The 11,458-nt window shown below is 44.8% G+C and carries 11 protein-coding genes; 9 read left to right on the top strand and 2 right to left on the bottom strand.

All coding sequences use genetic code 11. The features are described from left to right. Nucleotide 1 precedes the first annotated feature (1 nt). From ABD960_RS05570 to ABD960_RS05540, 7 genes are all read left to right on the top strand, one after another. Nucleotides 2-661 carry a GNAT family N-acetyltransferase gene (locus tag ABD960_RS05570; protein WP_345329931.1) on the top strand — a complete coding sequence of 220 codons (660 nt, stop codon included), beginning with the start codon at nt 2-4 and terminating at the stop codon, nt 659-661. Nucleotides 662-691: 30 nt separating this feature from the next. Next, nucleotides 692-1,888, top strand: coding sequence for an argininosuccinate synthase (argG, locus tag ABD960_RS05565; RefSeq protein ID WP_345329930.1), 1,197 nt, complete (start codon nt 692-694; stop codon nt 1,886-1,888). Between the two features lie 21 nt (nt 1,889-1,909). Continuing rightward, nucleotides 1,910-2,314: a cupin domain-containing protein gene (locus tag ABD960_RS05560; protein ID WP_345329929.1), complete on the top strand. Its 405-nt coding sequence runs from the start codon at nt 1,910-1,912 to the stop codon at nt 2,312-2,314. Beyond that, a complete protein-coding gene (gene argC, locus ABD960_RS05555; RefSeq protein WP_345329928.1) occupies nt 2,292-3,308 on the top strand; it encodes an N-acetyl-gamma-glutamyl-phosphate reductase in 1,017 nt (338 codons plus the stop codon). The genes ABD960_RS05560 and argC overlap by 23 nt, the downstream gene beginning before the upstream one ends. A 196-nt stretch (nt 3,309-3,504) precedes the next feature. After that, nucleotides 3,505-3,624: a four helix bundle protein gene (locus ABD960_RS05550; protein ID WP_345330080.1), complete on the top strand. Its 120-nt coding sequence runs from the start codon at nt 3,505-3,507 to the stop codon at nt 3,622-3,624. A gap of 146 nt (nt 3,625-3,770) precedes the next feature. After that, a complete protein-coding gene (locus ABD960_RS05545) occupies nt 3,771-4,901 on the top strand; it encodes an aspartate aminotransferase family protein (protein ID WP_345329927.1) in 1,131 nt (376 codons plus the stop codon). Between the two features lie 14 nt (nt 4,902-4,915). Continuing rightward, the gene (locus ABD960_RS05540; protein WP_345329926.1) at nt 4,916-5,863 is read left to right on the top strand and encodes a Rossmann-fold NAD(P)-binding domain-containing protein; all 948 of its coding nucleotides are present in this window, start codon (nt 4,916-4,918) and stop codon (nt 5,861-5,863) included. 237 nt (nt 5,864-6,100) lie between these two features. Here ABD960_RS05540 and ABD960_RS05535 read toward each other — a convergent pair whose 3' ends face one another. Continuing rightward, nucleotides 6,101-7,345, bottom strand: a complete 1,245-nt coding sequence (locus ABD960_RS05535; RefSeq protein ID WP_345329924.1) for a cation:proton antiporter — start codon at nt 7,343-7,345, stop codon at nt 6,101-6,103. A gap of 373 nt (nt 7,346-7,718) precedes the next feature. Here ABD960_RS05535 and argB point away from each other — a divergent pair, with 373 nt between their 5' ends. Both argB and proC read left to right on the top strand, forming a co-directional pair. Continuing rightward, entirely contained in the window at nt 7,719-8,510 is a 792-nt protein-coding gene (gene argB / locus ABD960_RS05530) for an acetylglutamate kinase (RefSeq protein WP_345329923.1), read from the top strand. Between the two features lie 2 nt (nt 8,511-8,512). Next, nucleotides 8,513-9,328 (top strand): pyrroline-5-carboxylate reductase, encoded by an 816-nt coding sequence (proC, locus tag ABD960_RS05525; protein ID WP_345329922.1) that lies wholly within the window; start codon nt 8,513-8,515, stop codon nt 9,326-9,328. 85 nt (nt 9,329-9,413) lie between these two features. On the opposite strand, the gene ABD960_RS05520 is transcribed toward proC, so the two are convergent. Continuing rightward, on the bottom strand, nt 9,414-11,456 hold the full coding sequence (locus ABD960_RS05520; RefSeq protein ID WP_345329921.1) for an alpha-amylase family protein: 2,043 nt from the start codon (nt 11,454-11,456) through the stop codon (nt 9,414-9,416). Nucleotides 11,457-11,458: the final 2 nt, after the last annotated feature.

Raw genomic sequence — 11,458 nt, 5'->3', positions numbered from 1 at the left:
AATGACCATAAACGATTTTGATATATTAGTTGCCTCAGCCCAACACGTTGATTTTGCGCAGCAGATATGTGATGAGATGGCCGAATCAGCTAAGGCACGCGGTACCGGTATCGCGCAGCGTTCGCCCGAGTATGTAGCTAATAAAATGCTGGAAGGCAAAGCGGTTATAGCATTACATAAGGATGGCACCTGGGCGGGTTTTTGTTACATTGAAACCTGGAGTCACGGGCAGTTTGTGGCTAACTCCGGCCTTATTGTTAACCCTAACTTTCGCAAAGTTGGTTTGGCAAAGGCTATTAAAGAGAAGATATTTGAGCTCTCGCGCGCCAAGTACCCTGACGCCAAGCTATTTGGCCTGACAACCGGCTTGGCGGTGATGAAGATTAACTCTGACCTGGGTTATGAGCCTGTTACGTACTCTGAACTTACACAGGACGAAGAATTTTGGAAAGGTTGTAAAAGCTGTGTTAATTACGACATATTGATGAGCAAAGGCCGTAAAAACTGCATGTGCACCGCCATGCTGTATGACCCGGCTGATAAGGCCAAACAGGCCGAAAATAAATTAAAGAAAATAACCCATAAAGCCACCCTGCTTGAGCGTATTGAAAACGCCCTGCGCGGATCGGCCAAATTTGTATCGCTATTGGCAAAGGTTTAAACTTTTAACCCGGTTGAACAAACATATATAATGAAGAAAAAAGTAGTATTGGCATACAGCGGCGGTTTAGATACATCGTTTTGCTGTATTTATTTAACCCGCGACCTCGGTATGGAGGTGCACTCGGTAATTGTAAACACCGGCGGCTTTAGCGATGAAGAGCTGAAAAGCGTTGAACAACGCGCCTTTAAAATGGGCGTAACCAGCCACCATGTGGTTGACGAAACGACCAACTTTTACGATAGCTGCGTGCGCTACCTGGTTTATGGTAACGTGTTAAAGAACAACACCTACCCCCTTTCAGTAAGTGCCGAGCGGGTTAGCCAGGCTACCGCAATTGCCAATTATGCCAAAGAGATCGGCGCCGAATATGTAGCGCATGGCAGCACCGGTGCCGGTAACGACCAGGTACGTTTTGATATGATATTTAACATCCTGGTACCGGATGTAAAGATACTCACCCCTATCCGCGACCTTAAACTGAGCCGCGAAGAGGAAATAGAATATCTTAAAAAACATGGTGTTGAAATGAATTTTGAGAAAGCCAAATATTCGATCAACAAAGGCATCTGGGGTACATCAGTTGGTGGTAAGGAAACCCTTACCTCGAATTTAGGCTTACCTGAAGATGCATGGCCAACACAGGTTACTGAAACCGAAGAAAAAAACCTGGAGCTTACCTTTGAAAAAGGCGAACTTGTTGCTATTGACGGCCAGCAGTACGATCATCCTACCAAAGCAATACAGGCACTACAAGCCATTGCCCAGCCTTACGGCGTTGGCCGTGATATACATGTAGGCGATACCATCATCGGCATTAAAGGCCGTGTTGGTTTTGAGGCTGCTGCCCCGGTGATCATCATCAAGGCTCACCATACCTTAGAGAAACACGTACTTACCAAATGGCAGTTGACCTGGAAAGACCAGTTAGCTACTTTTTACGGCAACTGGCTGCACGAAGGGCAGTTTCACGACCCGATTATGCGCAATATGGAAGCGTTTTTAACCGATACCCAAAAAACCGTTAGCGGTAAAGTATACGTTCAGCTTAACCCATACCGTTTTAATGTAGTGGGTATTGAATCAGATCGCGACCTGATGTCGAACAAATTTGGCAGCTACGGCGAAATGAACAATGCCTGGAGCGGTGAGGATGTAAAAGGTTTCTCAAAAATATTTGGCAACCAGGTAATGATCTACCATAAAGTTAACCCCCAAACCTCCTAAAGGGGGCTTAAAAAGCTTATTATGTCATCAACGGAAAACAATAGCGCTAACAATGTTCCCCCTTTAGGGAATCAGGGGGCTCTTGTTTTTTCAAAAAGCGAATGCCTTAATCATTATTTATGGGGCGATGGTTGCCACGGCTGGACTTTTGTTGATACTGACGGACTATCGGTTAAGCAGGAGTTAATGCCGCCTGATACGGCTGAAAAGTTGCATTACCACGAAAAGGCAACGCAACTGTTCTTCATACTAAAAGGCAGAGCAACCTTTGGTATTGACGGTACCGAGCATGCCTTACGAGAGCAGCAAGGCATCGAAATTAAGCCGGGCCAGCAACATTACATCAGTAATAAATGGGATGCTGACCTGGAATTTATTTTGTATTCATATCCATCTACCAATAATGACAGAATCAACCTCAGTTAAAATCCGTGCAGGAATCGTTGGCGGTGCCGGCTATACAGGCGGCGAAATGCTGCGTATCCTCGTTAATCACCCTAATGTTGAGATAGCTTTTGTGCATAGTAACAGCAATGCGGGCAATTATGTATATGAGGTACACTCTGACCTGTTTGGTGATACCGATCTAAAATTTGCGAGCGAATTATCTATAGATATTGATGTGCTGTTTTTATGTGTAGGCCACGGCGACGCACGTAAATTTTTAGAAGCTAACCCTATTCCGGACACGGTAAAGATCATTGATCTTAGTCAGGATTTTCGACTTAAACCCAAAGCGACCATCGGTAGCAAAAGCTTTGTTTATGGCCTGCCTGAATTAAACCGGGATGCCATCCGCAAAGCGCAGAATATTGCTAACCCGGGTTGTTTTGCTACTTGTTTGCAACTGGGCTTGTTACCTTTAGCATCAAAAGGATTTATCACCAGCGAAGTAAATATTACAGCCACAACAGGCTCAACCGGTGCAGGACAAAGCCTTTCAAGCACGTCGCACTTTAGCTGGCGGAATGATAACCTGTCGGTATATAAGGCGTTTGATCATCAGCACCTGAACGAAATAGGTCAATCGCTTGATCAATTGCAAGCCGGTCACACCGCGCCTGGTGCGAGCTGGGGAACCTTAAATTTCATCCCTTACCGCGGTGATTTTACCCGCGGCATTATTGCATCCATGTATACCGATAGCGACTTAACACAAGAAGAAGCGTTGGCGTTATACACTGACTTTTATAACGATCAGGCATTTACCCATGTTACCGATCGTAACATCGACCTGAAGCAGGTGGTAAATACCAATAAATGCTTTATACAGGTACAAAAACATGGCAATAAACTATTAATAATAAGCATTATAGACAATTTACTCAAAGGCGCGTCGGGCCAGGCGGTTCAAAACATGAACCTACTGTTTGGCCTGGATGAACGCGCCGGCTTACGATTGAAAGCGATTGGATTTTAATTGAGGCGAAAGGATAAAGCTGAAAGGAAAAAGGCAGCTACAGAAAATCATTAAAGGACATGAGGGATTATAAGAAACTGGATGTTTGGTTAAAAGCTCACTTGCTTACCAAGCGAGTTTATACCGATATCATTCCTTCGTTACCTGTTGAAGAAAATTTGCTTTATCCAGCCAATTAAGACGATCAACTTACTCAATACCTTTAAACATTGTTGAAGGTTGCGGTAAAAATACAAACAAGGACTTTGCGCATTATCTTGATAATGCTTTAGGTTCGGCACACGAAGTAGAATATACTTGTTATTTGATTTTTTGATTTGGATTATATCTCAAAAGACAAGTATGATAATATTAATCAGGAGATAAATGAAGTGAAGGCTATGTTAATCGCATTCATTAAGTTTTTACGAAACGAAAAGTAACCTTTATCCTTTTACCTTTCTCCTTTAACCTTAATAAACAATGAATTTATTCGACGTATATCCAATTAATCCAATCAATATAGTAAAGGGCACCGGCAGTCTTGTGTATGATGACAAAGGCACCGAGTATCTTGACCTGTATGGTGGTCATGCCGTAATTTCTATCGGGCATACCAACCCGCATTATGTAAAGCGGTTGGAAGACCAGTTGCACCAGATCGGTTTTTACTCAAACTCTATTGAGATTCCGCTGCAAAAGCAACTGGCTGAAAAGCTGGGCCATGTATCGGGCAAAGAAGATTACCAGTTGTTTCTGTGTAACTCAGGTGCCGAGGCTAACGAGAACGCGCTGAAACTGGCATCGTTCTACAATGGTAAAAAAAAGGTGATCGCTTTTCGTAAAGCCTTTCACGGGCGTACCTCGCTGGCTGTTGCCGTAACGGATAACCCGAAGATAGTCGCACCTGTTAACGAAACCGATAATGTGATATTTTTGCCATGGTGCGATGAGGCTGCTTTGGAACAAGCCTTTGCCAACAACGAAATATCATCAGTAATTATTGAAGGCATACAGGGTGTTGGCGGCATTCAGGTGGCTACTGAAAGCTTTTTACAAAAGATCAGAACTTTGTGCGACGAGCATAACGCGGTATTTATTGCCGACTCGGTACAATGTGGCTATGGCCGCACAGGTAAGTTCTTCTCGCATGATTTTGCCGGTGTTGATGCCGACATTTACAGCATGGCTAAAGGCATGGGTAACGGCTTCCCTATCGGTGGCATTATTATATCGCCTAAAATAAAACCTGCTTATGGTATGTTGGGTACTACTTTTGGCGGAAACCACCTTGCCTGCGCGGCCGGTTTAGCGGTGCTTGAAGTTATTGAGCAGGATAACCTGCTGCAAAACGCTGCCGAAGTTGGCGGTTACCTGATAAGCGAACTGAAAAAATTTGATCAGGTTAAAGAAGTGCGCGGTCGTGGGCTGATGATCGGTATTGAACTGCCGGAAGAACTTAGCCATGTACGCAAGGATTTGCTGTTTAAGCATCATATATTTACCGGCGAGGCTAAGCCAAATGTGGTGAGGTTGTTGCCGGCTTTAAACCTGACTAAAGCATATGCCGATAGATTTTTAGAGGCGTTTAAACAAACCATAGCTTCGGCATAAACACAAAAAGGCTTATGAAACTATTTACATCCGTACACGACGTAAACGACATTAACGCCCTCGCTGCCGAGGCGTTAGAGCTCAAGCAAAATCCATATGCTCACCAGCATCTGGGTAAAAATAAAACGTTAGGCCTGGTGTTTTTAAACCCAAGCCTGCGTACCCGCATGAGCACGCAGAAAGCAGCGCTTAACCTGGGCATGAATGTTATGGTGCTGAACATCGATAAAGAAGGCTGGGCACTGGAATTGCAGGATGGCGCGATAATGAATGGCGGCACCGTTGAGCACGTACGCGAGGCGGCAGCTGTAATGGGGCAGTATGTTGATATTATCGGCGTGCGCTCGTTCCCGGGGTTGAAGGATCGTGAGGAGGATTACAGCGAGGCAATATTTAACAAGTTTGTACAATATTGCGGCGTTGCTGTAGTAAGCCTTGAATCGGCCACACGCCACCCGCTGCAAAGCCTGGCGGATCTGGTTACTATCCAGGAACTAAAGAAAACCGCCCGACCAAAAGTTGTGTTGGCGTGGGCGCCGCATATTAAAGCGCTGCCGCAAGCTGTGCCCAACTCATTTGCCGAGTGGATGTGTAAGGCCGATGTGGACTTCACCATCGCCCACCCCGCGGGTTATGAGCTGAATACTGATTTTACAAACGGCGCAACTATCACCCATAACCTGGATGAGGCACTTACCGGTGCTGATTTCGTCTACGTAAAAAACTGGTCAGCTTACGAGCCTTATGGTAAAGTTTTGCCCGGCAATGAGGATTGGATGCTGAATAATGATAAGCTAAAGATAACTAACGATGCCAGAGTAATGCATTGCCTGCCGGTGCGCCGTAATCTGGAATTATCTGACGAGATACTGGACGGGCCAAACTCGGTTGTGGTACATGAAGCGGGTAACCGTGTTTGGGCTGCTCAGGCGGTATTAAAGCAGATGCTGGAGGAGATTTAACTCACCCCAACTGCGTTGCGCTGGTTATCCCTCTCTCCGCTGTGCGGAAAGAGGGTTTTATTTTTAAGGCTTTTTACGTTTGCGAAGAGAGCGGATGTCTAGTTTAACGATGACAGGTCAAAAGCAAAGGCAAGTGATACATAACAGAACCAAGCCAAAAGAAAACTCCCTCTTTGCGCTTGCGCAGACACGGACGTGAAGCGTAGCGATGGCAGGGTGAGTTAATAAAAATATGACTTACTTTTTATCGCCGTACCAGGCATTTATAACCTTATTCAAAGTTAAGCCCTGCACCACTATTGAAAATATCACCACAAAATAAGTAGCAGAAAGTATAAGGCCTTTATGTGCCGAACCAGGTAGCGTTAATGCAAGCGCTATGGATATGCCGCCCCTCACCCCGGCCCAGGTAAGTATATTGATGCTACCATAATTTACATCCAACGAACGCCTTAAAAAAGTAATTGGCAACATAATGCTCAGCCAGCGGGCAATCAGTAATACAATAACAGATATGCTACCAATTAACCAATAATTATTTATTGCCGGTATATTAATCATTTGCAGCCCGATCATCACGAATAAGATGGTGTTGAGCATCTCGTCAACCAGTTCCCAAAAACTTACAAGCTCCTGGTGCGAGCGTTCATTTCTGTCAATATTGATGGATTCGCTACCAGCAAATAACCCGGCTGTTACAACCGCTAACGGGATTGACAGATGCCAGAAGGACGCCACTACAGAATTACCCATTACCAGTGCGAATGAGACAAGAACAATGGTCTGGAAATCGGTGATCGACCGCATCAGCCGGTGCGCTATGTAACCGGTAAGCGCCCCCAAGGCTATACCGCCAAAAACCTCTTGTGCAAATAGAATAAAAGCCTTATGAAAATCGGTACTGTTAACGCCGGCCTCTGCTATTTCAAGCAGCGTTATAAACAAAACCAGTCCTATCCCATCATTAAACAGCGATTCGCCCGATACAATAGTTTCGAGTTTTTGCGGGAGTTTGGACTCCTTGATAATAGCTGACACCGCAACCGGATCGGTAGGCGAAATAAGTGCGCCGAAAATGAGGCAGTACAGCAAGGGTACGTTAAGTTCGAGCAAATTTGTAACAAGATACATTAACCCGCCAAAAATGGCTGTAGACAGTAATACCCCAACCGTACTTAGTGTTATAACCGGCCACATCTGCCGTTTCAATTTAGTTTTATCAATACGGAACGCGGTAGCGAACAATAGAAATCCCAGCATGATGTTTAGCACCGTCCGCGAAAAATCAATGCTATGCGCAAGCTCTGTTAGCCGCTTGGCCCAATCGGTATTCAGTTTATTGCTGATGATAATACCTATTGATCCCACTATTGCTATCGTAATAACCCCGATGGTGCCCGGAAGCTTTATAAACCTCGCATTGAGATAAGAGTAAATTGCGCTTAAAACGATGAGTAAAGAAATAATTACAAATAATTCCATTAACGTTGCCGGGAGTGTTTATTTGCTAACATCTACATTTACAAAAAGTTTAGCAAACCAACCGTACAACAAAAAGCTCTTACATAAAAAGCTGTAAATATTACCTAAATTATATTATAGGGCGATTTTATGAGTATTTAACATAAAATTTACAATTAATACCGATTTACGATTACTTATACATTATTTATAGTCATTATCGCAATGCTGCACGTTATAAATGGAACTAATATCCAATTTCAGTCATTTATTCGCTATTCCATCTGCATTCGCCAAAAAATCCGCTTAAAATGCTATTTTTGCAGGTAATTTTTTATATTGATACGGATGATCTTTAATAGTTAATCTCCCCGTATTACAGCTTTGAAAAACATTGAGATCACTACATATTATAAAGATCGGTGGTAACGTTATTGATAACTCCGAGAATCTTTACCACTTTTTAAAAGACTTTACCGCGCTTGAGGGCGATAAAATATTAGTACATGGTGGTGGGAAAGTAGCTACGCAATTATCAGAATCGCTTGGCATTGAGGCTAAGCTGGTTGACGGGCGCCGGATAACCGATATTGAAACTTTACGTGTAGTGACGATGGTTTACGGGGGATTGATTAACAAAAACATTGTGGCGCAACTGCAACGCTTTGGCACCAACGCGATAGGACTTACCGGTGCCGACGGTAACTTTATCCGCACAAAAAAAAGGCCGGTAAAAACAATCGATTACGGCTTTGTAGGTGATATTGATCCTGCCTCTATCAACCCGGAAAACATCAGCCGCTTGATGGATGCAGGTTTTACACCGGTGTTTTGCGCGATAACACATGATGGCGAGGGTCAATTGCTAAACACCAATGCAGATACTGTTGCTTCGGCGCTTGCAGTATCATTAGCCAGGCTGTATGAAACCACGCTGATCTATTGCTTTGAAAAAGCGGGTGTATTGCACGATATTAATGATGAAGATTCTATCATCCGGGATATTAACCCGGCGAGATATCAGGAATTAAAGGAACAACAAATTATACACAGCGGTATGCTGCCAAAGCTCGACAATGCTTTTTCGGCCATTGCCTGCGGTGTGCGATCAGTGATTATAGGAAAGTCAGACGATTTAGGTCGTTTGCAGGAGAAACAACCATTTGGGACAAGGTTAAGTAATTAATTATGAATGCGAATCAACAAATTGCCATTTTAGGCAGCGGTAACATCGGGCTATCATTAGCAAAGGGATTGGTTACCGCCAATATATGCCAGCCATCGCAGGTGATACTCACCCGCCGCAACATTGAGGCGCTGGCAGAATATGAAGAGCAAGGCTATCAAACAACATCGGCCAATTTAAAGGCAGTAAAAAAAGCGGATATCGTGGTGCTGGCTGTGCTACCGCAACAGTTAAATAAACTGCTTGACGAGATAAAACCGGCCATTAAATCAGAGAAACAGCTATTGGTTTCAGTGATATCGGGTGTTAGCTGTGATGATATCCGCCGATACCTGGAGATGAACATTCAGGTGGTTAGGGCCATGCCCAATACCGCTATCGCCATTGGTCAATCCATGACGTGTATTGCTACCGATAACGGTTCGCCCAAAAACGTAAACCTGGTACGCTCGCTGTTCAATACCGTTGGCGTTACCATACAGATAAACGAAGAACTGATGACGTCGGCCACGGCGCTTTGTGCCTGCGGTATCGCGTTTTTTTTAAGATCGATACGCGCGGCATCGCAAGGTGGTACCGAGATTGGTTTTCACGCGCAGGATGCCTTACGCATGGCGGCACAAACCGCTAAAGGCGCTGCAGATCTGCTGTTGCAGTTGTCATCACACCCCGAGCAGGAAATAGACAAAGTAACCTCACCCAAAGGCTGTACCATTGCCGGCCTGAACGAGATGGAACACCACGGCTTCAGCTCCGCCATGATAAAAGGCATCAAGTTCTCAGCCGAAAAAGCCGGTGAACTATACCACGAAGATTAATAAGAAATACCTTAAAAAGTCCTCCCCCTCGGGGAGGATTATTCGCTACTATTATTTTTAGCGGTGCTCATGAGGGCTTCGCCGTTTAAGAAGGGTCAGGATCAAACCGGTAAATAATCGCGTCCGCCGGAAGTAACGATACACCCATTTCGTCTCGATAAGAACCTAACTTCTGCTTACCTAAAATCTCCGTTACGCTACACTTAGCCGGTATGCCTAAACGTTTTGCATCAAGCTTAACAGTCGCTTCCTTATCGGTATAATTAAAAACCGCTACGTAGTAACGCCTCCCTATTTTATTAACAAATATTGACGACGCGCCCTCACCCATGTTACCGTCAACAGGTTTAAACGCTTTTCCATTTTTTACGATGGCTAACAATTCCAGATTTTGCAGATACTCCTTGGCACGGGCTTTCCACGGGCCATCCTCGGAGTAATCATCACCGGTAATCAATGTACCTGTTATTACGCCTGATAGCAAACGTGCGCGGTTTGCTCCTTCGCTTTCGGTTGAAAACACAATGTGGTCGGCATCTACATAATCATACACATAACTTTGCCACCAGCCATACGTTACGCTGTTTAAAGTATAACGGCTGTCTTTAATGGATTTAAACGCATCGCAAGCTATGCGGCGGGTATGTACATATCGACCGCTGGCCAAACTTGGCGATATAGCGGCATAGATCAGCATTTGTCCGTCGATACGTTTAATCAAATACTCCATGCCCTTGCGGTAAGCCTGCATACCTGTGGTTATGCCTTTATCATAAAAGCCTGTCGACTCTACAGCCGCGTGGCCTAAAAAGTCGATCTTGATCATGGTAAAACCGCAGGACTTAAAATGATCGATCATGTAATTGATACGCGCCTGTGTGCCCGGGTGCGTTGGATCGATGGCCCTTGCGCCGTCAAGCTCATGGTATTGGTTGCCTATCTTTGTCCAGGCTTCGCCCCAGGTATGGTCGCTGCCTTCCATCTTCCTGTCAGGGCCTGATTTAAAACCCCAATCCGTAAAAGGCGCCCAGTAAATGCCGGGCTGTAAACCCTTGGCCTTGCAGTGATCAGCAAACTCTTTCAGGTTTGAAAAATCACGCTCGCCATTTTTATTAACCAGCATATTATCCCAGTAAGAATCCAGATCAATGTAAGCGGTGTTACCTGAACGAAAGCCTTTCAAACTATCGGCAAAAAAATCAGCCACCTTGATGGCTTTATCAAAGGTCAACTTTTCCTGCATCACGCCCCAGCTATTCCAGCCTACGGGTGTGGGTTTTGTCCATTTGGCTACAAAAGGCGGCTCGGCTGTACGGTTAGCTTTACCAAATGCCTCGAGGCCTGCGCGGTAATCAGCAAAATAACCAACAAATATCAGCGGCGAGCATACCTCACTCCCGCTTACCATACCGTGGGCTATCTTATCGCGGGTAACGCCCTCTTCGGTATAGCCAGCAGTAGCTTTTATGGTATTGCTTTCCGCAGCAGCGGTGGTTACGCCGGTCTTCCAAACCACATGCTCAACCGAGCCAACCACCAACCCACCACGTGTATCGTTATCATAAACCGCCCCCACTTCGGCACTGGTTACCTTTTCATTGCCCTTAAATGGCTTTGCGTTATAGCTGATAAAAGTATCGTTATCAAAAGGCATAAAAAGCGAATACACATCGCCGCTGATCTGCTTAAAACCGCCCTCAAACGGCACCATGTTATTGGTGTTTATGGCCTTGCCTTTTATAATTAATTGCGTAAAAAAGCTCCCGCTGTTATACGTGTAAAACACCTGCTGCATTGTTGGCAAGCCGTTAGCCGATAAGCTGATAATATGCCTCATACCCTTACCGAAGCCGGTTTTAACAACAGCTTTGGTGTAAGTACGCTTTGTATATTTTGTTGACGATAAGGCTTGACCGTTAACAATCACCGATGCTGAAATACGGTTAAAAACCTGGGTTCCATTTTGGTGAACATCGTACTGCCCGGTACTCAGGTTGTATGCGATGTATCGGTTTATTCCATACGATATACGGATGGTTTTTGACTGCCCAATGGCAGCGGTTGACAGGGTGGCGCACAGGCATAGCAATGCTATGCACAGTCCGCTTTTTTTTATACTGATAAACATGT

The sequence above is a fragment of the Mucilaginibacter defluvii genome, assembly GCF_039543225.1.
Classification (GTDB): domain Bacteria; phylum Bacteroidota; class Bacteroidia; order Sphingobacteriales; family Sphingobacteriaceae; genus Mucilaginibacter; species Mucilaginibacter defluvii.
Note: the sequence above shows the minus strand (reverse complement) of the source record. Positions and strands in the feature narration are given on the sequence as shown.

What these genes read in the sequence shown, in the direction of transcription:
- ABD960_RS05520 (WP_345329921.1), bottom strand. Translation starts at nt 11,456, where the DNA reads ATGTTTATCAGTATAAAAAAAAGCGGACTGTGCATAGCATTGCTATGC.
- ABD960_RS05540 (WP_345329926.1), top strand. Translation starts at nt 4,916, where the DNA reads ATGAAACTATTTACATCCGTACACGACGTAAACGACATTAACGCCCTC.
- ABD960_RS05570 (WP_345329931.1), top strand. Translation starts at nt 2, where the DNA reads ATGACCATAAACGATTTTGATATATTAGTTGCCTCAGCCCAACACGTT.
- ABD960_RS05545 (WP_345329927.1), top strand. Translation starts at nt 3,771, where the DNA reads ATGAATTTATTCGACGTATATCCAATTAATCCAATCAATATAGTAAAG.
- argC (WP_345329928.1), top strand. Translation starts at nt 2,292, where the DNA reads ATGACAGAATCAACCTCAGTTAAAATCCGTGCAGGAATCGTTGGCGGT.
- ABD960_RS05535 (WP_345329924.1), bottom strand. Translation starts at nt 7,345, where the DNA reads ATGGAATTATTTGTAATTATTTCTTTACTCATCGTTTTAAGCGCAATT.
- argG (WP_345329930.1), top strand. Translation starts at nt 692, where the DNA reads ATGAAGAAAAAAGTAGTATTGGCATACAGCGGCGGTTTAGATACATCG.
- ABD960_RS05560 (WP_345329929.1), top strand. Translation starts at nt 1,910, where the DNA reads ATGTCATCAACGGAAAACAATAGCGCTAACAATGTTCCCCCTTTAGGG.
- proC (WP_345329922.1), top strand. Translation starts at nt 8,513, where the DNA reads ATGAATGCGAATCAACAAATTGCCATTTTAGGCAGCGGTAACATCGGG.